General features: G+C 69.3%; 16 protein-coding genes and 2 pseudogenes. 7 read left to right on the top strand and 11 right to left on the bottom strand.

Translation table 11 applies throughout. From position 1 onward, the window contains the following. Window positions 1–85: 85 nt before the first annotated feature. Complete coding sequence (locus tag BO221_RS18700; protein ID WP_073561883.1) at window positions 86–1,843, bottom strand: SulP family inorganic anion transporter; 1,758 nt, start codon at window positions 1,841–1,843, stop codon at window positions 86–88. Window positions 1,844–2,120: 277 nt separating this feature from the next. Between BO221_RS18700 and BO221_RS18695 the strand changes: the two genes are divergently transcribed. After that, complete coding sequence (locus tag BO221_RS18695; protein ID WP_083681148.1) at window positions 2,121–3,521, top strand: DUF2254 domain-containing protein; 1,401 nt, start codon at window positions 2,121–2,123, stop codon at window positions 3,519–3,521. Window positions 3,522–3,577: 56 nt separating this feature from the next. Then, window positions 3,578–4,048, top strand: a complete 471-nt coding sequence (locus tag BO221_RS18690; RefSeq protein ID WP_073561795.1) for an MgtC/SapB family protein — start codon at window positions 3,578–3,580, stop codon at window positions 4,046–4,048. A gap of 97 nt (window positions 4,049–4,145) precedes the next feature. Here BO221_RS18690 and BO221_RS18685 read toward each other — a convergent pair whose 3' ends face one another. Both BO221_RS18685 and BO221_RS18680 read right to left on the bottom strand, forming a co-directional pair. Continuing rightward, the gene (locus tag BO221_RS18685; RefSeq protein ID WP_073561794.1) at window positions 4,146–5,855 is read right to left on the bottom strand and encodes an arylsulfatase; all 1,710 of its coding nucleotides are present in this window, start codon (window positions 5,853–5,855) and stop codon (window positions 4,146–4,148) included. 262 nt (window positions 5,856–6,117) lie between these two features. Further along, window positions 6,118–7,374: a threonine/serine exporter ThrE family protein gene (locus BO221_RS18680; RefSeq protein WP_073561793.1), complete on the bottom strand. Its 1,257-nt coding sequence runs from the start codon at window positions 7,372–7,374 to the stop codon at window positions 6,118–6,120. A gap of 163 nt (window positions 7,375–7,537) precedes the next feature. Here BO221_RS18680 and BO221_RS18675 point away from each other — a divergent pair, with 163 nt between their 5' ends. Next, entirely contained in the window at window positions 7,538–9,367 is a 1,830-nt protein-coding gene (locus BO221_RS18675; protein ID WP_073561792.1) for a hypothetical protein, read from the top strand. 10 nt (window positions 9,368–9,377) lie between these two features. Here BO221_RS18675 and BO221_RS18670 read toward each other — a convergent pair whose 3' ends face one another. Together BO221_RS18670 and BO221_RS18665 are read right to left on the bottom strand one after the other, a co-directional pair. After that, window positions 9,378–9,722: a hypothetical protein gene (locus BO221_RS18670; protein ID WP_073561791.1), complete on the bottom strand. Its 345-nt coding sequence runs from the start codon at window positions 9,720–9,722 to the stop codon at window positions 9,378–9,380. Further along, window positions 9,719–10,543 (bottom strand): DUF2092 domain-containing protein, encoded by an 825-nt coding sequence (locus BO221_RS18665; protein WP_073561790.1) that lies wholly within the window; start codon window positions 10,541–10,543, stop codon window positions 9,719–9,721. Before BO221_RS18665 ends, BO221_RS18670 begins: the two co-directional genes overlap by 4 nt. Window positions 10,544–10,703: 160 nt before the next feature. Here BO221_RS18665 and BO221_RS18660 point away from each other — a divergent pair, with 160 nt between their 5' ends. Continuing rightward, window positions 10,704–12,038, top strand: coding sequence for a sigma 54-interacting transcriptional regulator (locus BO221_RS18660; RefSeq protein WP_073561789.1), 1,335 nt, complete (start codon window positions 10,704–10,706; stop codon window positions 12,036–12,038). Between the two features lie 20 nt (window positions 12,039–12,058). On the opposite strand, the gene BO221_RS18655 is transcribed toward BO221_RS18660, so the two are convergent. Further along, window positions 12,059–12,805, bottom strand: coding sequence for a PP2C family serine/threonine-protein phosphatase (locus tag BO221_RS18655; protein WP_073561788.1), 747 nt, complete (start codon window positions 12,803–12,805; stop codon window positions 12,059–12,061). A 166-nt stretch (window positions 12,806–12,971) separates the two neighbouring features. Here BO221_RS18655 and BO221_RS18650 point away from each other — a divergent pair, with 166 nt between their 5' ends. Together BO221_RS18650 and BO221_RS18645 are read left to right on the top strand one after the other, a co-directional pair. Beyond that, on the top strand, window positions 12,972–13,601 hold the full coding sequence (locus BO221_RS18650) for a GNAT family N-acetyltransferase (protein WP_073561787.1): 630 nt from the start codon (window positions 12,972–12,974) through the stop codon (window positions 13,599–13,601). Between the two features lie 28 nt (window positions 13,602–13,629). Then, window positions 13,630–16,962 carry a hypothetical protein gene (locus tag BO221_RS18645; protein WP_073561786.1) on the top strand — a complete coding sequence of 1,111 codons (3,333 nt, stop codon included), beginning with the start codon at window positions 13,630–13,632 and terminating at the stop codon, window positions 16,960–16,962. 304 nt (window positions 16,963–17,266) lie between these two features. Here the strand turns inward: BO221_RS18645 and BO221_RS18640 are convergent. Beyond that, window positions 17,267–17,614, bottom strand: a pseudogene (locus tag BO221_RS18640) (DUF2019 domain-containing protein); the annotation flags it as partial. 701 nt (window positions 17,615–18,315) lie between these two features. On the opposite strand from BO221_RS18640, the pseudogene BO221_RS18630 reads away from it, so the two are divergent. Then, a pseudogene (locus tag BO221_RS18630) lies at window positions 18,316–19,491 on the top strand (IS3 family transposase). Between the two features lie 2 nt (window positions 19,492–19,493). On the opposite strand, the gene BO221_RS18625 reads toward BO221_RS18630, so the two are convergent. The 4 genes from BO221_RS18625 to BO221_RS18610 all read right to left on the bottom strand — a co-directional run bounded on the left by BO221_RS18625 (window position 19,494) and on the right by BO221_RS18610 (window position 24,138). Further along, window positions 19,494–20,546 carry a serine/threonine-protein kinase gene (locus BO221_RS18625; protein ID WP_233166121.1) on the bottom strand — a complete coding sequence of 351 codons (1,053 nt, stop codon included), beginning with the start codon at window positions 20,544–20,546 and terminating at the stop codon, window positions 19,494–19,496. Window positions 20,547–20,573: 27 nt separating this feature from the next. Next, complete coding sequence (locus tag BO221_RS18620; protein ID WP_073561785.1) at window positions 20,574–21,761, bottom strand: MBL fold metallo-hydrolase; 1,188 nt, start codon at window positions 21,759–21,761, stop codon at window positions 20,574–20,576. A gap of 199 nt (window positions 21,762–21,960) precedes the next feature. Continuing rightward, complete coding sequence (locus BO221_RS18615; RefSeq protein ID WP_073561784.1) at window positions 21,961–23,229, bottom strand: hypothetical protein; 1,269 nt, start codon at window positions 23,227–23,229, stop codon at window positions 21,961–21,963. Between the two features lie 30 nt (window positions 23,230–23,259). Then, entirely contained in the window at window positions 23,260–24,138 is an 879-nt protein-coding gene (locus tag BO221_RS18610; protein ID WP_073561783.1) for a hypothetical protein, read from the bottom strand. Window positions 24,139–24,398: the final 260 nt, after the last annotated feature.

Below are 24,398 nucleotides of genomic sequence, written 5' to 3'. Positions count from 1 at the left end.
GTCACGCTGTGCACGGCGCTTCACGACGGCAGGACACGACCCTCACCCCCACCCTCTCCCAGAGGGAGAGGGAGCACGCGCGCCACTAATGCACCACGGGAGAAGACGAGGGTGCGCCGCCCGGTGGCTGCTCGCCAATGGCTCCGGCCTCTCTGGCCAGGTAGCGGTGCACCGCTTCGCCCACGGTGGGGTGGATGTTCTCCGGGCCAATGCGATCCATCAGCCCCGTACGCCGCAATAGCTCCCTCAGCGGGGCCTTGGCCTGGGCGATGGCCAGCACCACCCCCTGCTCCTCCAACTCCACCCGTAGGTGCTCCAGTCCCTCGGCCGCGGTGACGTCCAGGTCGAAGACGGCGGCGGTATCCACGAGGAACCACTTCACCGGGGCGTTGGCTCCGGCCACCAGGGCGCGGGCCTGCTCACGCAGGTGGCGCACGTTGGCGAAGAAGAGCGGCGCGTCGAAGCGGTAGATGATGAGGCCGGGCACCGTCTCGGCGCCCTCTTCCCGCTCGATGTCGTGGTAGCCGGGGACACCCTCGCGCTCACCGAGCACCGCGTCGTGGGGATGGGCGGCGCGGCGGATGAGATCTCCCAGCGCCAGCGCCACGGCGATGAGGATGCCCTGGAGGATGCCCAGCCCCACCACGCCCAGCATCGTCACCAGGGCGAGGATCGCCTCCACGCGCCGCACGCGCCACATCGCGGCGATGGAGCCGAAATCCATGAGGTACACGGCGGCCACGATGACGATTCCCCCCAGCGTCACCATGGGCAGGTTCTCCAGCAGGGGCGTGAGGAAGAGCGCGAAGATCAGCACCACGCCGGCGGAGAGGACGCTCACGAGCTGCGAGCGCCCGCCCATGGAGAAGTTGACGGCGGTGCGCGAGTCACTGCCCGTCACCGGGAAGCCCTGGGTGAAGGCGTTGACGAGGTTGCCGGCGGCCTGACCGAAGAACTCCTGGTTGGGGTCGAAGCGGTAGCGCTGCTTGTCGGCGTAGATGCGGCCGGTGAGCACGGAGCTGGCGTAGTTGACGAGCGCGAGGCTGAAGGCGGCGGGCAGCAGGGAGCGGATGTCGCTGAAGCCCAGGGCGGGCAGCGCGAGGGCTGGCGGCTGCGCGGAAATGGAGCCCACCACCCGGACGCCTCCCTGACGGAGCTCGAAGAGCGCGGCCGCCGCGGTGGTGAGCACCACCAGGATGAGCGGGCCGGGCACCCGGGGCAGGAAGCGCCGCAGCAGCACGAGTACCGCGATGACGCCCAGCCCGAGCAGCAGCGTGGGCAGGTGCATCCGCTGGAGGTTCGAGCCCACCTCCCAGACCTGGCCGGGGAAGGTGTTGGACTTGCGCTCCAGGCCGAAGAGCCGCGCGAGCTGGCTGCCGATGATGATGAGCGCCGCGCCGTTGAGATAGCCCAGGAGGATGGGCTTGGAGAGGAAGTCCGCGAGCCCGCCCGCCTTGACCAGGCCGCCCACGAGGCTGAGGACGCCCACCATGAGCGCCAGCAGCGCGGCCAGCGAGGCATAGCGGGCGGGGTCCGAGCCCGAGACCCCATGTCCCAGGGCGGTGGCGGTGAGGATGGCGGCGCCCGCTTCCGGCCCGAGGATGAGATGACGGGAGGCGCCGAACAGCGCATAGGCCAGCATGGCGAAGATGCCCGCGTAGAGCCCCGCCGCCGGCCGCACGCCGGCAATCTGCGCGTAGGCGAGCCCCTGGGGAATGAGCATCGCGCTGAGGGTCAGCGCGGAGAGGACATCCGCGCGCAGCCACCGGCGCTGATACGTCCGCACCAGCCGCAGCCCCGGGGCGAAGCGTTGCACCGCCCGCCAGGCGCCCAAGCGTTCCATTCCCATATCATCCTCCGCTCACGGCCCACGGGACACCTCCAACGCTTGGCGTCCCGTCGCTCAATGGCAAGCAGCGGCGGCCCATTCCCCGCCAGGTGTCCCGCTCTGTCCGTCCGCTCCTCCCCATGGGGCAGGTCCACCCGCGCCCGGTCCTCGGGGTGCCACTTCATTGCCGTGACGCTCGTGCATTGCCACCCTCCGAGGAGGCTCCCGCCGAAGGTATCCGACGCAGGTCCATGTCCATGCATGGGGGGCACGAACGGTGGAGATGACGAACATGAGGGGCACCCAGGCACAGGCACGCATGGATGCGGGGCTCGCCGCACCGAGGCGCTCGCGGCCGGGTGAAGTCCACCCGATTCGTTGGTGGATGCGGCGCAGGGTGTGGCTGCCCCCCGTACTGGCCGCGTTGGCGGGCGCCTGCCTGGGCATCTTGTTCGTGGAGTATCCCTCGCTCATGGCTCGGGTGCTTCGCGGGGTGGCCTGGCAGGCCACGGCGGCGGAGGCGAGGAACATGCTCTCCACGGTGCTGGGGATCACGTTGACCTCGCTGAGCATCGTCCTGTCGCTGTCCATGCTCGTGGTGCAGAACGCCGCCGGGCAGTACTCGCCACGGCTGCTGCGCTTGTTCCTGCACAGCGCGGGCATTCGCGTGGTCATCCCGATGTTCGTCGCCACCAGCGTCTTCTGCCTGGTGGCCACGCAGGAGTTCGGCTTCGTGTCCGGCACCGAGCGTGCGCCGCGCCCGGCGCTCGGTCTGGCCATGCTGCTGCTCGTCGCCTGTGAGGGAGCGCTGGTCTTCCAGGTGCTCCACACCCTGCAGATCATGCGCGTGGAGAAACTCGTCCGGTGGATCCGCCGGGAAACGCTGCATGTCGCGCGGACGCAGGAGCGGTTCCGGCGGTGGGACGCGGACATGCCGGCCGTGGTGCCGGCTCGCCCGGATGGGGCCTGGCCGCTGCGCGCCCCCGCGAACGGTTTCATCGTCGCCGTGGATGAGCGGGCGCTGCTGGCTGCGGCCACGGCGCGGGGGCTCGTCGTCCATGTGCGCCATGCCATTGGCGAGCCCGTGATTCAGGGCGCGGAGGTGGGCTGGGTGGAGGCCACGGACCGCGCGTCACCCGCATCGCGCGAGGCCTCCGAGGCCCTCCTGACCCGCGCCATCCTCCTGGACCGCTGGCGGGACGAGGACGCCGACGTGGCCCTGGGTGTGCGGCAGCTCGTGGACGTGGCCATCAAGGCGCTGTCACCCGGTATCAACGACCCCTATACGGCCGTGGAAGTGGTGGATCAGCTCATCTTCCTGCTGTGCGAGCTGAGCCGGCTGCACCTGGGCCCCCGGATGCTGGAGGATGAGGCGGGCAATGCCCGCGTCTTCCTGCATGCCCTCACGCTGCGGGACTACCTGGAGCTGGCCACGGATCAGATCCTCCGCTACGGCGCCAGCGAGCCCGCGGTGGTGGTCCGGTTGCTGCGGCTGGCGGGGGCCGTCGGACAGCGCGCGCGGACCGCGGAGGACCGGCAGGCGGCGAGTGAGACGCTCCACCGGGTCCTGGCGGAGGCGGAGCGAGCCCTGGCGGACTCCCCGTGGCTCGAGCCACTCCGCCGGCACGCCGAGAGCCTGGAGCAGGCCTGGGCGGGCAGATGGATCCCGCCACTGCCCGCGCAGGCCTTCTGAGACTTCATTCCTGGCAGGAAGGCTTGCCGGGAGGGGGGGTGAGAGAGGAGCCCCGTATGGTGGGAGGGTTCGAGCTGGGGGACCTGCTGTTGCGGCTGCTCGTGGCGGCGTTCTCCGGCTTCGTCCTGGGACTGCCCTATCGCCGGCGGCCGGGCGGCGTTCGCACCCACTACATGGTGACGTTGGGCGCCGCGCTCTTCTGCACGACCGCGGCGAACGTGGCGGGGCGGGAGGACGAAGTGCTCCGCATCATCCAGGGCATCGCGTCCGGCATCGGGTTCGTGGGCGCGGCGAGCGTCCTCAAGAAGGGCACCTACATCCTCGGCATCACGACGGCCGCTTCCATCTGGATCGCCGCGGCCGTGGGGTGCGAGGCGGCGCTGGGCAGCCCGGTGCTTGCCGCCGTGGTGGCGCCCGTCATCGCCCTGACCAACTGGCTGGTGGGCCTGCTGGAGCGCAAGGTCTTCCACCGCAGGCGCCGCCTGCGCAGTCCCCGGGAGCTCCGCGACGAGGCCGGGCGGAAGTAGTCGAAGCAGGACGCCCGGGAGTCTCTGGCAATACTCCCGGGCGTCCCCTGGCCTGCCCTTCCAGCCTCAATGAATGGCATCGCCTGGCACGGCGTCATCAGGCGTGCGCTTGCCGGAAGCGGGCAATGGCCCGCTCGACCTCATCGGCGAAGTGATGGAGTGTCTCGCCAATGCTCGTGGTCTCGCCCTCCTCCTCTTCCTGATGCCGCGCCTTCCGCTGCGCCGCCTTCTCCTTCATCTTCTCCCGCATCCTTTCCTTGAGGGGCCCGATGCTGAGGCTGCCCGGCGCCTGACTGGGTGGGTATTCGATGAGGCTCTCGGCGAACCGCCGGACAACCATCTGCCCTGGCACGAAGAGGAACATCCGTTCCCCGTACCACGAGGTGTAGAGCCCCGAGTGCGTGGCGTATTCGAACGGATCCGAGCGCAGGTTGATGATGTACGGCCAGGCGGGGTTGAAACGCTTGCCGCTGAACCACATGTCCGGCCCCTCACCATCCTGGTAGGAGAAGATGAGCTTCCAATCGTCGTAGCGGACGGCGGCGAGGTCGCCACTGTCGAGCACGTAGACGAACTCATGGCGTCTGCCCGGCCCCTTGCCGGCGAGCAGCTCGCGCTGGTCGTACCCGTCCAGGTACACGCGGAACTTCTTCTGGCCCACCTGGAAACCCTTCTTGCACCGCTCGGTGAGATCCTCGGGGCCGCCCGCGGCCGCCACGAAGGTGGGCATCCAGTCCTCGTGCGCGAAGATGTCGTTGATGACAGTGCCCGGCTCGATGACACCCGGCCAGCGAACCACACAGGGGACCCGGACGCCGCCCTCCCAGGTGGAGCCCTTCTCCCCCCGGAACGGCGCGTTGCCGCCATCGGGCCAGCCCATCTTCTCCACGCCATTGTCGGTGGAGAAGACGACGATGGTGTTGTCCGCGATGCCCAGTTCCTCGAGCCTGGCGAGCAGCGCGCCCACGATGTCGTCGAGCTGGGTCATGGCGTCGGCATAGAGGCCCTTGCCCGTCTTGCCCTTGTACTTGTCGCTGAGGTACGTCCACACGTGGGTGCGCGTGGTGTTGTGCCAGAGGAAGAAGGGCTTGCCCTCCTTCGCCGCCCGCTCGATGAAGCTCAGCGAGGAGGCCAGGAATTCATCGTCCACGGTCTCCATGCGCTTCTTCGTGAGCGGCCCGGTGTCCTCGATGCGCTGCCTGCCCACGCGGCCCCAGCGGGGATCCTCGGTCGGGTCGTCCCGGTCCGTTGCCCAGCAGTGGAGCACCCCGCGCGGCCCGAACTTCTCCTTGAACGACGGATCCTTCGGGTAGTCGGGGCACTCCGGCTCGTTCTCGGCGTTGAGGTGGTAGAGGTTGCCGTGGAACTCGTCGAAGCCGTGTACGGTGGGCAGGTAGGGATTGGAGTCACCCAGGTGGTTCTTGCCGAACTGGCCGCACACGTAGCCCAGCGGCTTGAGCATCTCGGCGATGGTGGGATCCGAATCCTGCAGTCCGTATTTCGCGCCCGGCATGCCGATGGTGGTGAGCCCCGTGCGCAGCGGATTCATTCCAGTGATGAAGGCGGCCCGGCCCGCCGTGCAACTCTGCTGCCCATAGCAGTCGGTGAGCAGCGCTCCCTCCTTCGCGATGCGATCGATGTTCGGGGTGCGGTAGCCCATCATCCCCTGGTTGTAGGCACTGACATTCCAGAATCCGATGTCATCTCCCCAGATGACGAGGATGTTGGGCTGCCTGCGCTCCGCCTTCTTGTCGTGGCCGTTGCCCGTCTTCGAGTGGCCATTGCCCGTCTTCTTGCTGTGCGGCATGTGTTGCGTCCTCCACGGGAACGAGGAGTCCCACGCTCACCACCTCGAGCGCCGCTCCCCCGGGTGTGTCCAACAGGACAATCCGTGCTCATCCGGAGCACCGCCAGGCAACGAGGTGGCGAGCGGCGGCATGACCACGCCCGTGCCCTGTCCGTCAGGGAGGGACGGACGGCGGAGCCTGCACACGACCCCTGTCCTGGCGCCCTGGGTGGCCCCGGCCCTGGACTGTCCCCAACCCCGGTGACGGCCGGGCCTCGTCTCCTCACACCGGCTGCCGCACCCGAGGTTCCGCGCGCGGCAGCGCCAGGATGTGAGCGAACACGAGCCCCATGACGATCTGCAGCACCACCATGAGCATGTCGAAGACGTGCGCCCCATCACCCGCCTCGCTGGCCCCGAGCAGCCCCAGGATGGCCTGGGTGCCGAGGAAGCCCGGCACGAGCTGGAGCAGGCCGGGCATGATCACCGTCGTCGGCATGCGGCCCGGCAGGCGGCCATAGAGGATGCCGGCGATCCCGATCACGAACGCGGAGAGGATGGGGCTGCCCCGCCCGCCGAAGATGACCTTCGTGAGCTCCTGGGTGCCGTAGGCCAGCAGCACCGCGCCGATGACCCAAGGAATCTCGCGCCACCTCACCCCCATGCAGAACACCAGGGCCACGCCCCCCAGGGCGACGAGCCCGAGAACGGCGCCCATGGGCAGGGGGCTCGCCGCGGTGGAGTCCGGGAGGGGAAGGAACACCTGCCAGAGCCTGACCGCGCCCAGCATCCCCGCCCCCAGCATGAGGAAGCGCAAGAGGCCATAGACGAGCCGGGTCATGCCGGCCTCGACGGACTCGGTGACGAGCTCGTGCGTCCCCAGGGTGACCACCATGGCGGGGACGAGCAGCGTGGCGCCACCGAAGACGGCCCGGGGCGCGTCGAACTGCGGGAGCACGGTGGTGAACCCGAAGGCGACGAGCGTCCCAACGAACGCCGCCAGGAAGCTCTTCTGCAGGTCCACGCGCATGGAGCGGATGGTGCCGAAGTGGATGATCCCCGCCAGGAAGCCGATGACGGCGGCGACGCTCATCTCCAGCCACGCCCCGCCCACGCGCGCGGCGACGACGGCTCCGTACACGGCATAGGCGAGGAACACGAGTGCATGGGAGTAGAGCGGGCGCGCGGCGACGATGCGGTCGAGCTCGGCGCGGGCCTCGGCGACCTGGAGACTCCCGGCGGCGAGCGTCCTGGAGAGCTCGAGCAGCCGGGCGGTCCGCCAGAGATTCCAATGCGGGTTGAAGGGCAGGCGCTCCATGTCCACCCGCCGTGGGGCGCCGGAGACCACCTCCGTCACCACGAGGCTCTGGAGCGTGAAGACCTGCACCCGCAGTCCCCAGGCCCGCGCGGCGCGGCGCAGGTGTTCCTCCACCGCGGGGGCCGGCAGGTACGCCAGGTGGAGCGCTCGCGCGAGGTCGAGCAGGAAGGCCACCGCCCGCTCCTCGTCGGGTGGAGTCATGGAGGTGTGTGGATCCGTCATGGCACGAAGCGCTTCCTCCCTCGGCGTTCAATCTGGAACGTCCTCCTGGGATGGGGACCCGCCCCATGGGGAGGGGTGGAATGAACCGCTGCCCTCCTGGACGATGCCTTTCAGGGCAGGTGGGGCTACCTCCCCCGGAGGCACCCGTCTGGTTGGAGGCCCGATGTCCGTCCGTGGTGCCAGTACCGCACGCGCCGTGTCCCTTCCGCGCCCGCGCTGGAGGCGGTGGCTCCGCGCCCTGGTCTGGGTGCTGGGGATGGTGCTGTTGCTGGAGGGGCTGCTCAACCTCGCGCTCAACACCGGACTCATTCCGGCGCTCATCCACCGGGCCGTGCCACGGTTGCGGCTGGGTTGGAGCGGAGCCTGGTGGTTGTGGCCCGGACAGGTCCATGCCCGCGGCTTCTTCCTGGAACACCAGGACGCGCACGCGCGCTGGCGTGTCGAGGCGGACGAAGTGGAAGGGAAGCTCTCCGTGGCCGCGCTCTTCTCCCGTCGCGTCGAGGCCGGGCAGGTGCGGGCCCGTGGAGTGCGAGCGAGGGTCGAGCCCCTGCCGCCCCAAGAACGGACTCCGCCCAGGCCTCCCCGCCCCCATCCGTGGCGGGTGGAGCTGCGGGACCTGGAGGTTCAGGACGCACGGGAGCTGGCCTGGGGCACCACGCACTACCTCGGGCCCGCGGACGCCCGGGGCACCGTGCGCGTCATCGCCGGCCAGCGGCTCGCGGTGGACGCCGCGCACGTGCACCTGGCGGGGGGCTTCATGGAGGAACAAGGGCAACGGCTCGCACGGCTGGAGGAGCTGTCCGCCGGCTTCTCGCTCGAGGCCACCCGGCAGCACCCGGAAGGCTGGGACGTGCTCGGGGGATTGAGCGGGCGGCTCCAGGCAAAGGCAGACCTCCTCTCCCTGGACTGGCTCGGGGCCCGGCTGTCCCGGCACGCGGAGGTGAGCCTCCACGAGGGCGCCGGCACGCTGGAGGCGGACGTACGCGTCCAGCGGGGCCGCGTGGAGCCCGGCAGCCGCCTGGAAGCCCGGGGTGCCCCCTTGACGCTGAAACTCGGCCCGGCCCGGGTGAAAGCCCCCTGGCATGCCCTCGGCGTGGTGGAGCCGGATGCGCAGGGCACGGCGCGCGGCCGGCTCCAGCTCTCCTTCACGTCCGTGCGGGTGGAGGGCCCGGCGAAGCAGGTGCTGGAGCTCCCCGAGGTGGCGCTCACCTTCCATGCGGAACCCCGTCTGGAGCCGCCGGCCCCCGCGGTCCAGAGCGAGCTGCACGTGGCGCCCAGCAGGCCGGTGGACCTGCGGCTGCTCAACACCTGGACGGGAGAGACCTTCCAGGTGGACTCCGGCAGCGCCACGCTGAAGGCCGCGGGCCACCGTGACTCCGAGCACGCCAGCGGAGCGATGCACCTCATGCTGGACACCGATCTGCTCGAAGCCCGGATGGGTGACACGCGGTTGCTCGGGCGCGCTTCCGCGGAGCTCGACGCGCGGCGGCTCTCGCTGCGGGGAAAGACGCTGGGATTGAATGGGACGATCCTCCGGCTGAGCCAGGTGTCCGCGGACCTGGACAACGCGACGCTGCGCGGCTGGAGCGGCACCTTCGCATTCCCCCAGGCCACGCTGACCCTGTCCCCGCCGGAGCTGGAGGCCCGGTTCTCCGGCACCTTCGCCAACGCGGACCCCTTCGTCGCGCTGCTCTCCCGCCACAAGCGGCTCCCCCACTTCCTCGCCCCGCTGCTCCATACCCGGGAGCTCCAGGTGACGGGACGGCTGCGGCTGGGCGACCCGGGCATCCAGGTGAGGGAGTTGCACGTCCAGGGCGAGAACCTCCAACTCCAGGCGCGGGTGGAGCTGTCGCGTGGCACCACCCACGCCCTGGTGCTGGCCACGGTGGGAGGAATCACCGGTGGCGTGGAGGTGACTCCCGGGGGCAGCCACCTCCACCTCGATGATGCCCGGCGCTGGTTCGAGGAGCGGCTCGCGGCACCACCCCCCTGACCGGGCCTCATCACATCGGCGTGGGGACGTACACGAGGTTGGGGCCGTTGTAGGTCGGCCGGTAATAGGTGCTCCCGCACCTCTGATACATCACGCCCGCGCTGACGACCTCGACACAGCCAGCGGGCAACGTGGACAACACCGCGGCCGTCCCCACCACGGCCGCTGTGCCCACCACGGCGGCGGTCCCCACCGCCGCTGCCGTCGCCGCTCCCGCATAGGCCACGCGGCGCGTGGTGCGGCGAGCCACTCCCGCATAGCTCATGGGCGTCAGGGGCCTGCCGATCACCGCCAGGGCCTCGCCCGCGACGAACACGAACATCAGTGAGAGGGCGGAGATATGCCTGCGTTTCATTTCTTGTCTCCTTGCTTCCCCTGGGCAACCTGCTCCGCGAGGAAGTCGATACGTTTGGCATTGCCGGGCGGCGAGAAGTGGAACACCTCGTCGCCGAGCCTGGGTGAGAAGTTCCAACGAGAGAACTCGGCCGTGAACTCGGGCGAGCCCTCGACCTTCTTCGAGGTGATCACGAACTTGCAGGGCACGGGCTTGGGCCCGTCGTCGATCCAGATCTGCCAGTCCGTCTCGTTTCCGCGGAACGCCAGGTGGTGGCAGGTAGCGCCGCGTATGAAGGCCGTTCCCAGGTAGGTCCCCGAAACGACATCCTCCATCAGGATGTCGTAGGGCTTGCTGTAGAGCAGATCCGCCGCGGGCGCCTCGATGCCCAGCCGCTCGCGTGCCGCGTCGATCGCCTCGTCGATGGTGGCCGGGGCGCGAGCGGTGGCGTAGTAGTGATTGTTCTCGCCGTACAGGGTGAAGCTGCGTCCGTCGTAGTAGAACTCCATCTCCGCCTTCTCGCCGCGCCGGTCGCTCCTGAGCTTGTCGGGGCGCTTGAGCCGGACTTCACTGTCGTGGTTGAACTCCACCTTCTCTCCCGACTGGAGCACGACCTCCGTCGAGCCATCCACCTGGACGGTGAACTGCCGCTGGCCGCCGAGGAAGTCGCTCATCTTCTCGAGCATCGAGCGGGCCTTGGGCGAGACACCGGACTTCTGGGCGCTGGCCGCCTCCTCGGGTGCTGCCCAGGCGGTTCCGCCAGCGGCCGCGGCGAGCACCGCGATCGAACCGGCCCACCGCCTCAGGGCCGTGGTGTTTCCAATGAGCCGTCTCCGTTTCATGGAATCCTCCCTCGTGTGTCCAGAATCTGATGAGCGGATTTCCCCGAGGCAACCGCGCTCACCGCCCCGCTCCCCGCCAGACGAGACATCGGAGGAGCGGTTCTCCGCCCAGCCCACGAGGGCCATGCCCTGGAGGGTGGGATAGACTGGTGCGGCCACCGTGTCCAAGACCGCCCTCGCCACCCAGAATGAGTCCTCCGGGAGCATCCCGCCCCGGCGCTGTCAGCTCGTCGTCATCGATGGGCCCGACGCGGGGCGCGCGGTGGCACTCGGAAAGGCTCCCGTCCGGGTGGGCACGCGCGAGGGCTGCGCGCTGCGGCTGAGCGACCCGCGCGTCTCGGGCGAGCACCTGGAGGTCCACGCGGAGGGAGCGGACTTCGTGGTGAGGGATCTCGGCAGCCGCAATGGCACGCTGTACGAGGGCTCGCGGATTGGCGAGGCACGGGTGCGCGTGGGCGCCACGCTCAAGGTGGGGCGGAGCTTCCTGCGCATCCAGGCCGAAAGCCAGCCGTGGGAGGTGGCCCCGAGCCAGGCGCGGCGCTTCGGGGAGCTGGTGGGTGAGAGCCTCGCCATGCGCGAGCTGTTCGCGGTGCTGGAGCACGTGGCGCCCTCGGACACCACGGTGCTCATCCAGGGAGAGACGGGGACGGGCAAGGAGGTGGTGGCGCACGCGCTCCACGAGGCGAGTGCCCGGCGCAAGGGGCCCTTCGTGGCGGTGGACTGCGGCGCGCTGCCGGAGGGGCTGGTGGAGAGCGAGCTCTTCGGACATGTGCGCGGAGCCTTCACGGGAGCGTTGGCGGCGCGCTCGGGCGCCTTCGTGCGGGCCCACGGGGGCACGCTCTTCCTCGACGAGCTGGCGGGCATTCCGCCCTCGGTGCAAGCACGGCTGTTGCGCGTGCTGGAGGAGCGCCGGGTGCGCCCGGTGGGAGGAGACGCCGAGCAGGCCGTGGACGTGCGGGTGGTGGCGGCCTCGCGGGTGGACCTGTCGCTGGCGGTGGCCGAGGGCACCTTCCGTCCGGACCTCTATTACCGGCTGGCGGTGGTAACGCTGCCCCTGCCTCCATTGCGGCAGCGCCGGGAGGATCTGCCCCTGCTGGTGGCGGAGCTGCTGCGCCGCCGGGGCTTCGAGCCCGGACCCGTCCGAGGCCCCGGGCTGGCGCTGCTATCGGGGCACGACTGGCCGGGCAACGTGCGCGAGCTGCGCAACGTGCTGGAGCGGGCGCTGGTGCTCTCACGCGGGGCCCACGGCTTCGAGGAATTGCGCCTGTCGCTCCAGCCGCAGGGAACGGGGCCCGAGGTGCCGTTGCGCACGGACCTGCCCTTCTCGGAGGCGAAGCAGGCGATGGTGGAGGCCTTCGAGCGCCACTACCTGCGTGACGTGCTGGCGCGCGCGGGCGGCAACCTCTCGGAAGCGGCGCGGCAGGCGGGAGTGGATCGCAAACACCTGCGAGCCCTGGCCCGGCGCCATGGCCTGCTCCCCGAGGAGCCCGACTGACGCCGTTGCCCCCGTGCCCCCTACTCCGCGCCCACGCCCACCACGATGGCGGTGATGTTGTCCCGGCCACCCGCCGCGTAGGCCTCCTGCACCAAGGCCTCGGCCACCCCCGCGGCACTCCCCTGCCCCAACCGTGAAGCGATCCGCTCCGGCCCGAGCGGCTCATACAACCCATCCGAGCACAGCAGGAACACATCCCCGGCCCGCACCTCGAGCCGCCGCACGGTGGGTTCCGCGTGCTGCGTCCCCAGGGCACGGGTGATGACGTGCCCATAGGGGCTCTCCCCACGCGCGGGCGTCTCGACGCCGGCCTCCCGCATCTCCTCCAGGATGGAGTGGTCGCGGGTCAGCGCCTCCAGCCGGCCGTCACGCAGCCGGTAGAGCCGGCTGTCGCCCACGTGGGCCACGGCCGCGCCCCGAGCCCCCAGCACGAGGGCCACCACGGTCGAGCCCATCTCACGCAACTGCCCCACGCGGCGCGAGAGCACGGCCCGCTGGGCGAGCAGGGTGCAGTTGAGCAGCAGATCCTCCTCGCGGCAGTGGCCCCGCCTCGGACGATGAGGCCAGGTGGCTTCTGGATCCTTCGCCACGCGCTCGCAGAAGCCGGAGAAGGCGTCCACCACGCACTGGCTGGCCACCTCACCGCCTTCGTAGCCGCCGAGCCCGTCGGCCACCACGAACAGGCCCAGGTCCGCCCGGGCCCTCCAGGCATCCTCGTTGTGGGAGCGGCGTCCCACGTGCGTCCATCCCGCGCTGTCGATTCGCATCGGCTCTTCCTCCCTGCCCCGGACAGGAGCAAGACGAGGGCCGACTCCAACCCCGCGAAAGCACTCGGCCGCCTGGGGTCTCCCGTCCCCACCCTCCCGCCTGGGAGTCCACGCACCGGGGACTCCGGACCCCACCCCGGGACAGGGTTCCGGTAGGGTCGTGGCCATGGCCTCCTCTCCCGCCTATCTCATCCGCACCGAGCGCCTCGTACTGCGCTGCTACTCACCCGAGCTGGCGCCCCTGCGTCAGGCGGCCGTCGCTACCACCCGGGAGGCCCTCCTGCCGTGGTTCACCTGGGCCAAGGACGAGCCCCGTCCCGTGGCGGAGCACCTCCAGCTCGTGCGCCAGCTCCGGGGCAAGTTCGATCTGGATCAAAACCGCATCCACGCGGTGCTCGATGCGGAACAGCGGGAGCTGCTGGGTGAGCTGGTGCTGCTGGCGCGGGGGGAAGAGAAAGCACGGGAGCTGGGGTACTGGGTGCACTCGGGGCACACGGGGAAGGGCGTGGCCACCGAAATGGTCTCGGCGCTGGTGCGGGTGGGCTTCGAGTTGGACGGGCTCGAGCGCATGGACATCCAGGTGGCGGTAGGCAACGAGCCCAGTGCCGCGGTGGCACGCAGGCTGGGCTTCACGTTGGAGGGGACGCTGCGGCAGCGGGCTCGCGGGGACGGCGGCCCCGCGGAGGACACGTGGTCCTTCTCGCTGCTGGCGAGTGAGTACCCCAAGAGCCCCGCCGCCCGCGTGCCCGTGAAGGCCTATGACTTCGGGGGCGTGCTCCTGTCCGGTCTGGTCTAACCTCACCGGCTCCTTGGAGGGAGCACCCATGAAGGTACCGTCGCGCAAGGCACTGCTGTCGGAGCTGGACTCGTTGGGCTACGGCGCACGCATCGCGCGAGCCTCCAGGCTGGGACGCGATGGCCGGGGCAGCCCCGAGCTGACACAGCTCATGGACGCACTCCTGTCCGGCGATGCGTACGAGGCGAGCCTCGCGCTCGAAATGGCCCGGAGCGCACGGGACGAATCCCGCGTGCTGCGAGGCCTCACCCACCCTTCCAGCCTCGTGCGCGCGCGGACCGCCGCCCTGGCCGGAAGCCACGTCCAGGACGATGCCGCGCTCGAACGGCTCCTCCCGGAGCTGTCCCCCTTCGTCCGCCGCCGGCTCCTCAAGGACGTGGCCCGGGCCCAGCGGAGCACGCTCGCGGCCCGGCTCCTCCCCATCGTCCTCGACCGCCACGGCGCCGAGGAAGCGGCCCTGCTCCTGCCCGCCCTCGACGCGGACTCGGTACGCCAGCTGCTGCCCCAGCTCGAGCACACGTTCCACGCCTGGCGCACGCTGGTGCGCCGTCACCCGGACGAAGTCCTCGCCTTCATCGGCTCGCGCATCACCCACGCGCCAGAACGCGAGCGCAGCTACCTCTTCGCCTACTATCACGTGCCCCTCTCCGAGCTGACGCTGTCTCATGGAGAGGCCTTGCTCCAGCTCGTGCGGGACCTGGCGCCTCCGGAGGTGCTCCCGTTCTTCGTGCGGGAGACGATCCCGAGGCTCACGCGGCGCCACCCGGAACAGGTCTTCGCGCTCCTCACCCGTCCCGGCTGGCGCGCGGCCCACCTCGCCCGTGAGATGACGGCGGGCCTGCTGCGCCAGCTCCGCTTCTTCTCCGACGCCCAGCGCCTCGGCCTCGCGCGGCTCCTGGCGGAGTCCCCGGCGGACCTCGCCCGCTTCCTGGAGGCCCTGCCCCCCTCCCAGCGCGCCGGACTCTTCGCCCATGCCTTCGAGGGAGCCCAGCCCCGCGAGCTGCCCGAGGCCCTGCTCCAGGTCCTCCCCCACGAGCTGAGAGACACCGAGGCCGTGCGCCAGCTCGGCCTGCGCGAGGTGCAGGAGAACCCGGAGCGGCGGCTCGCCATGCAGGCCCTGCGCACCATCGAGCACGCGCGCGAGCCTCTCCAGAAAGCGGCCTTCGCCAGCAAGGCCGAGGACCGGGCCCGGGCGCTCTCGCTGCTGGTGTCCAGCACGGGCCTGTCCCGCCGGGGCCTCCCGGAGACGCTCACGTACCTCTCCCGGCTGAAGAACGATCAGGATCCGGTGCGCCTGGAGGCACTGACCGCGCTTTCCCGGGTGCCTCCGTCCCTCTTCGAGCCCGGGCACATCCCGGCCCTCGAATCGCTGGTGACGTACGTCGTCGAGGCGCGGGACACCTCGCGCGGTACGCAACTGGCGCTGCAGGAGCTGGCCTTCCGGCTCATCCGCGCCCACGCCACCGCGCCCGAGAGTCCCCTGTTCCGCTTCGCGCTCGACACGCTGAAGCGGCTGGCCGGTCAGTCCGGCACGCTCGTCCTGCCCTCGTTGGAGAAGGATCTGCCGCGGGGCACCGAGCACCACCTCTTCGCGGCCCTGTTGCCGATGATCCGCTCCGCCGCGCAGCGCGAGAGCCATGGCCTCATCCTCACGCTCACCCAGGCCCTCGGCCGGCGTGCGTGGAACGTGGACATGCTCCAGGCGATGCTCGAGCCCCTCACCGAGGCCACGCCCGACTGGGTCGCGCAACAGGCCATGCAGCTGTGGCTCGCTCCGCCGCGCACGCGCGATGCCCGGGTGCGCAAGCTGCTCGACCGCGACGAGACCACCATCACCCTCGCCATCGTCTTCGAGCACCTCCACCGGCGCCGGCAGGAGTGGTTGGATCCCTTCCTCCAGGGGCGGAGCCTGCGGGGACGCTTCAGCACGGGGAAGACGGGCTGGGTGCCCCCGGCCCGCCGGGGCTTCCACCGCTGGCTGCCGCGCCAGCAGCTCCGCTTCAGGGAGCTGCTGTTGCTCATCGCCCGGGACACCTCACGCAGCGCCTGGGAGCGGATGAGCGTGCTGCACATCCTCCCGCACCTCCCCGTGGTGGAGGTGGACACCCTCACGCCCTTCCTCGAATCGCCGGACGTCACCACGGTGGAGGCGGCGCTCGGGGCGCTCGTATGGCTGGACAGGCCGGAGCCAGCACTGCCCCTGTTGCTGGAGTACCTCGACGGAGACCGCGCCCGGGTGGCCATGTACGCGATCCCCCGCGTGGCGAAGCTCGTCTCTCCCGAGACGCTCGCCTCCACGCTGGGCGCGCTCCTCTCGCGCGAGAAGCTCAAGGTGACGGTGCACAAGGAGGCCCTGCGGCTGCTCGGCACCTTCCGCTCGGCGCGCAGCGTGGCCCTGCTGCGCCAGCAGTGGGACAGGCCCCAGTTGCACCGGGACGTGCGCATCGCCGTGGGCCACGCCGCGCGCCAGTTGCTCGATGACCCGGCGGCCTGGGAGCTGCTGGACGCCATGGCCAGGAGCCCGGACGAGTACGTGGCCACGAGCCTGCTCGACCCACCCCCATGGCAGTTGCCCCTGGAGGCGAGGCCTCGCTACGCGGCGCTCGTCCTCCAGGTGTCCCGGCACCCGGAGCTCACCGTGCGCCGGAGGGCCTTCACGGTGCTCCCGGGCTGGGCCGCGGGGGTGGAGGAGCAGGTGGCCCGGGAGTCGGCCGCGAGGGTGATGGACCTGTCAGGCGGCTCCGAGTGGAAGGAAGCCGCGTGGGCGCTGGTGGAAGTCACGCGTGAGGGCAAGGCGTTCGAGCAGGTGTTGGCCTGCGCCGAGCAGCTCGCCTCCGCGCCGCTGACGCCCGATGCCACGCCCGAGCGGGACGTGCCCGCGCGCCAGCGGTTGAAGGGGCTCCACCAGACGCTGCTCGAGTTGCCCCGGCCGGTGCGCCTGGGCCTGAGGGCGCGGCTCGACGAGGTGGCGCGGGTGCTCGCCCGGGATGCGTCGCTGTGGCCCGAGAGCGCCACGCTGCGGCTGGCCAGCGTGGAGTGGCGCGAAGCGCGGGCCGTCGCGGAGGTGCTGCGGGTGCTGGCGGCGGAGTCACGGGAGGAGCCGCTCTTCGCCTGGAGCCTCTCGGCCGCGGTGGCCACGGAGGTACAGGATGAGAGTGCCGGGTGGGAACCCGAGACATTGCTGGAGCTGGCGGACACGGTGGGAGCTGAATTGCCACTGACGGCGGTGGTGCTCATCTCGGTGGCGGGGCAACGGCTGCACTGGCGGGAGGACGTGGCCCGCCGGCTGAGGGCCCTGCGCCAGCACCCGAGCGCTGTCGTCCGAGCGACGGCCTACAACATCGTCACCGCGAACGAGTAACCCAGGTTGAAGCCCGTGTATGTCCCCTCTCCCTCTGGGAGAGGGCCAGGCGCCTGTCGGCGAATCGGTCAGAGGTTGTCCTCCACCTTCTCTATGTCTTCCTTGCACAGGTAGCCCGAGTCCGCGCGCAGCTCCTTGGGCGCCAGTCCCGTGTTGGCTTTCACCTGCGCCACCATCAACCGCCGCGCTTGTCCCGCTTGCTCCTCCTCCGTTTGTCAGGCACGGCGCGCTCCGTGCGTGGCCGGCTGCGCTTGCTGGACGGTGCCGGGCGGGCTGCTTCCGGCGGCCCCGCCTCATCGTCGGCAGGATCCAGGGCCCAAGTACCCTCTTCCCAACGTTTCAACGCCTGGGATGCTTCAAAAGGAACCAGTCCTTTGCCCTTCGCTGCTTCCTCCAAAACCGCTTTGGCTTCCGCCGTGCGATGGCGCAACAGCAGCGCCGCCGCCGACACGCGCACGTCCATTCGCGGATGCGTGAAGAGCACCGCGAGCGCATCCCGTCCGGTGTCACCATGAGCCCGCAGTTTGTCAAACACGGCCAGGCACTGATCAACGTGCTTGTTCGCTGTCTTGGAATCGCCCCTCCAGGCCGCCTCGGTTTCTGCCTGTACATGCCGCGCAAACTCCGCCACAAGACCTTGCAAATCAATCATGGTCAGATGCCGTTCCTGACGTTCTGAATGGCCAGCAGACCAAATTCCCGTTGCGCCTCATAGGACTTATCAAGGGCCCGTAGACAGCATTTAGCGTGACGTCTAAATCAATGTCGTCAACAGGCTTCAGTCATCCAAAGGGATTTCCGGCTTGACATATTTAATGGGCGCGTGGTCTCGTTGCCTGTCAACCACGTGTTGACGACTCGAAAGGGAAACCCATGTCATGCAAGAACGTGTTTACTGCCATGGTTGTGAGCTCTTTGTTTTGTGGAGGCCTCGCGTCTGCCGGTCAAAAGGATAACTCAGAGCTAACGATCGATGTTGTCAATCGATTCGCCTCTGGTTCTGTCGCACGAGTTCGGGCCTCGGCTGACCAAAGCCAAGTCATCCAGTGCGGTATCAGGGCGTCAGTGTGGGGTAGTGAAGCGGTCTGCTCGGCTATAAAAGCAGGAGTGCGGTATTACTGCTACACCACATATCAGCCTCATATGCAGGCGATTGCCGCCATCGGCCCGAGCAGCAATATATATTTCTCATGGGATGCGACTGGGGCGTGCGCGGTCATTGAAGTGACGAATGGTTCGTTTTTCGGGCCCATGCAACCCTGAATCAGCGCTCTATCGGATGGGTTGACTCCTTGAGCCTGCCCCGGTTTTGTGGACACACCTCATAAGTCGGCTACACGGGAGGTAGTGTCCATGGGGCGAATGAAGAGGCGGAGTTTTCCCCCGGACTTCAGGGCCGATACAGTCAAATTGGTGCGCGAGGGCGGCAAGAGCCGGCCTCAGGTGGCCAAGGACCTGGACCTGACGGAGTCGGCCCTGCGCAACTGGGTGCGCGAGGCCGACGGAGGCAAGGGCAAGGAGCCGGCGGGCCCGCTCACCACGGAGGAACGGGATGAGTTGGTGCGGCTGCGCAAGGAGAACCGCCAGCTGCAGATGGAGCGCGACTTCCTAAAAAAGAGCAGCGGCCTTCTTCTCGAAGGAGGGCTCGACGTGAAGTTCGAGTTCATTGACGCGCAGAAGGCCCATATCCCAGTGGATTTCATGTGTCACCAGTTGGGCGTGTCGCGCTCGGGCTACTACGCCTGGAAGGAGCGTCCGGAGAGTGAGCGACACACGGCGGACCGGGCCCTGGCCGAGCAAGTGACGGCGGTGCATCAGGCCAGCCGCGGCAGGTACGGCAGCCCGAGCGTGCATGCCGAGCTGAGTGCCCAGGGCTGCCGCGTGAGCCGCAAACGCGTGGCTCGTCTCATGGGCCAGCAGGGTCTGTGCGCTCGCAAGAGGCGCCGCTTCGTGCAGACGACGGATTCACGCCACACCCAGCCCGTAGCCCCCACCCAATCTTCTTGAGCGCGACTTCTCCCCCGGCCAGCCCAATTGCATCTGGGCCACGGACATTGCCTACGTGTGGACGAGGCGGGCTGGCTCTACCTGGCCGTCGTCATGGACCGCTTCTCTCGCATGATTGTCGGCTGGTCCATGAGCGAGCCAATCGGCACATGGTGCTCAACGCGCTGGACATGGCCCTCAAGGGACGGCGGCCAGGACGAGGATTGCTACACCACTCGGACCGGGGCAGTCAGTACGCCAGCGAGGACTACCAGAAGGCATTGGCCGCGCGGGGCATCCAGTGCAGCATGTCGCGCAAGCAAGGGCAACTGCTGGGACAACGCCGTGGCCGAGAGCTTCTTCAGCATCCTGAAGATGGAGCTCGTTCACGATGCCGACTTCGCCACGCACGAGCAGGCTCGCACGGCGCTCTTCGAGTACATCGAGGTCTTCTACAATCGCTAGAGGCAGCACTCGACGCTGGGTTATGTCAGTCCAGTGGATTTTGAGCTTGCGGCCTTACCGCAGAAGTCGGCATCTTAATCCTACTGTCCACGTAACTGGGGCAAGCCCACATTCGGCGGCAGAGCCAAGGGCCACAACCGGGCCAGGTCACTCCGCAGCGCGGCGGCGCTCGGGTAGCGCTGCTCCGGGTGCTTCTGCATCAGCTTGAGCACCACGCGCTCGAAGGGCTCGGGCAGGCTCGGGGTGAGGGTACGCGGAGGCACGGGCGGCTGTTGCACGTGCAGGAACATGAGCGGCACCGGCTGCGGGTGACGGAAGGGCAACTGCCCGGTGAGCAGCTCATACGCCACCACGCCCAGCGAATAGAGATCGGTCGCGGGTGTCACCGGGTGCGCGCCGGAGATCTGCTCGGGCGCCATGTACTCGGGAGTCCCGAGCACCGCGCCCTGCGCCGTCACTCCAGCCACGTGCGAGCTCTTCGCAAGCCCGAAATCCATCAGCTTGAGGATGCCCGGCTTCGTGAGGAAGAGGTTGCCCGGCTTGACGTCGCGGTGCAGCACGCCGCGCCCGTGCGCGTGCTCCAGCGCCGCCGCCGCGTGGGTGAGCCAACGCAGCGACTCGGCCAGCGTGGGCCGGGTGCCCATCAGGCGGCGCTTGAGGTCCATCCCCACCAGCAGCTCCGTGGTGAGGAAGTGCCGGTCCCCATCCACCCCCACGTCGTACACACGCACGATGTTGGGATGGTCCAGCCCCCGCGCGTGCTCCACCTCCTGGCGGAACCGGGCGATCTGCGATGCGTCCGCGCCCGGCACGGCCAGCACCTTGAGCGCCATGTGCTCACCCGAGGTGAGATCGATCACCTCGTGCACCATGGCGCTCCCTCCAGCGCCCAACCAACGCTCCACCTGATAACGCCCGGTCAGTACCTGCCCCGGGATGAGCCCGCGCACCACCGGCTGGCCCGGTGGCTGCTCACCCACCGGATGCTCACTGCTGCCGAGCAACAGCGTGCGCGCGGGCCCGCTCCCCCTCGACTCGCGCGAGGGCGGCGGTGCGGCCACGGGAGGCAGTACCACCGCCCCCTCCTCGGGATTCAGGTACGCCACCCCGCTGTCGTGCTCCTCGTCCGTCACGGCAGCCTCCCCTCCCCTCGCGTGGCCTCAGCCCGCGAGCAGCGACACGTTGGAAGGCACGCCATTGCCCTCGATGTCCAGGTGGGGCGTGGGCAGGTTGTACTCGGCGGCGGCCGTGGTGGCCTCCATCATGATGGGACCGGCGATCTCCGGTGGCTCCCCGTGGCACAGCAGGTCCACCACGTGCTCCACCGTCCAGCGCCCCAGCCGCTGGATGGAGATCTGCCCGTTCCGCACCTTCGCCGTCTCGGCCAGCTCCGTGCTGCCCATCAGCTTCTCGTCCACCGACTGGCCCAGGTAGCCGCGCGCCAGCGTCATCACCCGCTCCAGCACCGCGTTCCACGCCTGCAGGTGCGAGCGGTCCTGCGCCTCGTCCATGATGTCCAGGCCCACCGGCAGCTTCTCCATCCGGTCCAGGAACGTCTGGATGAGCGGCCCGCGGATGAGGCGCCCGTGCTGCGGCGCGATGATCTCCACCGCCGGCTCCAGCTTGCGGATGACGGCCACCACGCGCTGCAGCGCCAGGTTCACCGGCATGTAGATTTGATGGAAGGCGCGGATGCCGTTCCAGTCCGACTCATCCGCCCACAGGCCCTGCGCGTTGACGTCCGTGACGCCGCCGAACAGATCGCCCGTGAAGAGCACGCGGGTCTCCGGGTCGTACAGCATCACCGCGCCGCGGAAGTGGCAGAAGGGCGAGGGCACGGGCAGCAGCCGGTGCCCGGTGGGCACGTTGAGCCCGTGGCTGAACTTCTCCGTGGCGATGAAGCGGCCGCGCGGCAGGTTCTGGTGGACGATGAGCCGCCAGGTGTCCTCCGAGCAGAGAATGCCGGCCTTGGGCGCGTAGCGCGCCGAGATGATGCTCGCCGACGAGCCCACGTCCGGATCCTGGTGGTTGATGAAGACGGCGCTGAGCCGATCCAACCCGCCGATGAGCGACGTCACCTTGGTGGACACCTGGGCGAAGTCACTGCTCGAGCCCGGATCGATGAGCAGGTTGAACTCGTTGGGGCGGCCCGTCTTCGGGTCCGAGCCCCGGAAGCGGCGCAGGTACGGGTTGGCGTAGAAGATGTTGCCGGGGTCGCGCTTGCCCACCCAGAAGGTGTCCGGAGCGATCTCCACGGGAACGAGCCGCAGGTCGGTGCTCTGGCTGTCGGAGGGACTGACGTTGCTCGGCGGAGGATTGCGATTCGGGAACGCCTGGACGCTGCTCATACGGGCACTCGGCTCTAGGGGATGTGGGCCCCCGGGGAAGGGGCGGGAACACCCCCTCCCGTAGCAAGGCGTGGGCCGCCCCGGCGCCGGAGTGCGCCGTCCTCCCGTGGACGCAACCGCTGCGCGGCCGCGCGGCACACGACCGCAAATCGTGCGCCGTCCCCATGCTCCGGGGAAACCCCTACGAACAGTCCGGCTTCTACGGGGCCCTGGGAGCCGCGGGCTGTCCGGACAGACCTCCCAGTGCCCCCTCGGCCTCGGCCACGTCCCGGGCGTACTCCTCCAGGTAGCGCCGGCGCTGATCGCTGTCCCACTCGGCCTCGGAGAAGCGATCCAACGTGTACGGCTGGGTCGTGTGCACGGAACCGTAGAGCCCCTTCACCAGCTCGCGATCCGGATCTCCCTGCTCCCGGAGGAGGAAGCCCTCCACGTCGCGCAGCCGCAGGGGGAAGTCGGGCTTCTTGTCGTGGAGCAGCAACCCGAAGAGCTCGAAGCGCACCTCGCGGGCGCCGGCCTCCAACTCCTCGTTGAACTCCAGATAAGCCAAGGGAATCCCCGCCTCGTCATCCACGCGGCCCGCCATCACGTAGCGGCCGGGCTTGCGCACCTGCAGGCCCACGTAGAGCTGGAGCGAACCCTTCTCGATGACCTCGCGCACCCGGCCGGTGAAGGTGGCGGGCGCGGCGGGGGTGAAGACGATGTCGAAGAAGGCCCCTCCCTCGGCACTGCCGTTGGCGCGCACGCGGAACTCGACGCGCAGCGTGCCCTCGAACATGGCGAAGCCCTGGCGCGAGGGCTGGAAGCTGCCCGTCCACATGCCGTCTCCGGCCACATCGTCGCCATTGCGGCCGGTGTCGTTGAAGTCCAGGGGGACGGGGGTGGCCTGCCCGGCGCCCGCCATGTGCGGGGCCTCCCGGGCCACGGCGGAGTGCACCTCGCACGGCAGCGGCTGGCCGGAGCTCGCGTTCTCACAGCCCACGAAGAAGCGCACCACCTCGTCGCCCACGACGTAGACCTTCTCCTGCTTCAACTTCAGCGCGATGTCTCCCTTGTCCTTGTCCAGGGGCTGCTTGCGCTCGGGCGACTGCGGGTACACCAGGTCCGGGTGCTCCTCGATGGGCCGCGACTCATGGGGGTAGCGCGTGGACTTCCGGTAGGAGTCCAGGGTGAAGCGGGCCCGCTCCAGACGCTTCTGCCACAACTGCCGCTGCGCCTCGCGCTCGAGCTCCTCGGGCGACAGGGCGGGCTGGCCAGGGCGCTGGGCGGAGACCGCGGACGGCCGTGCCGGCCCGCGCGACGGTGGCTCGGCCTGGGTACCGCTGGAAACCTCGGGACCGGGCGCGGACGAGTCCGCCGCACCCGGCCCGGGACGAATGAGCCCCACGGAGAGCAACACCCCTCCCACTCCCAGCACGAGAGGAACGAGCAAGAGAAGCCAACGGCCACGGCGGGAAGGGCGCTGATTCATGGGGATACATCCAATGCTGCCAGAAACGGCCTACTTGGCGTAGTTGGCCATGTCGGTGCGCACGGGCCCGACGATGCCCGCCCAGTTGCCGGCGGCGTAGTGATCGTAGGCCTCGCCGTCATCGCGCAGCTCGACGGTGTGGTAGCTCCACTTGGCCTTGCCGTTGCTGGTGGCCGCGGTGCCGGTGTTCAGCGTGCCGTCGCAGAACCAGTCGCCCGGGTTGCAGAAGCCGCCGGTCGCGGAGACGCCACCGGTGGAGTGGTACGACACGGCCTCGTCGTCCTGGCCGGGGAGCACACCGGAGTAGGCCGTGCCCCTGGAGCCGGCGAACATGTAGAACCAGATGGAGCGCGTGGTGTTGTGGTTGTACATGCCGCGCGCGGTGCTGGTGACCAGGTCGCTGGTGAGCGGCTCGCTCGTGGCCCAGTCGCCGTAGTTGGCCAGCTCGCTGCCACCGCCAGCGCCCGAGGCCACGTCCACCCACTTGATGTTCCAGCCCACCTGCGTGGTGCCGTCCGTGTTGCCGCACACGCCCGAGGAGTTGGGGACGGCGTTCTTCTTGTAGCGCGCCGAGCCACCGTACATGGACAGCGCGTAGCCGATCTGCAGGTTGCCCGCGCTGTGCGCCGCGATGTAGCACCAGTTGGCGCCCGTGCAGAAGCAGTCGAGCGCGTCGCGAACGCGGTAGTTCTCCACGGAGATCTTCTGCGTGCCGTTCCAGTTCACGGCCTTCTTGTTGATGCCGGCCGCGGTGGTGCTCGGGCCCCAGTAGCTGAAGTCGGTGTAGTTGCCCGCCCGCGTGGTGTTGCCGTTACGGCCGTGGATCCACAGCGAATAGTTGGTGGCCGACGCCTCCGCGCCCACCAGGGCGGTGGCGGCGATGATGGCCGTGCTCAAAAGCTTCTTCATGAGAGAGCGCCTCCTGCTCTTGCTTCCAAGGGGGTACCCGCCCGGCTGAGTGCCAGGCAGGCACGGCCACTCTACTCGTGCATTCTCAAAAAACGAAAACCCTCCATTCTCACCAAATGAGAGATTCCTGACTCAACGTGTCAGAGCGGGATTCCTCGACACGTTGCGTCAGGAGGGAGCGGGCGCCGGACAGGAGAGCGGGCGCCGTGTGTGCCGGGTGGGGAGGGGACGGGTGGGAGGGCACGTCCGGGACGCGGGGC

Origin of the sequence: Archangium sp. Cb G35 (genome assembly GCF_001896145.1) — a bacterium.
Taxonomy (GTDB): Bacteria; Myxococcota; Myxococcia; order Myxococcales; family Myxococcaceae; genus Archangium; species Archangium violaceum.
Note: the sequence above shows the minus strand (reverse complement) of the source record. Positions and strands in the feature narration are given on the sequence as shown.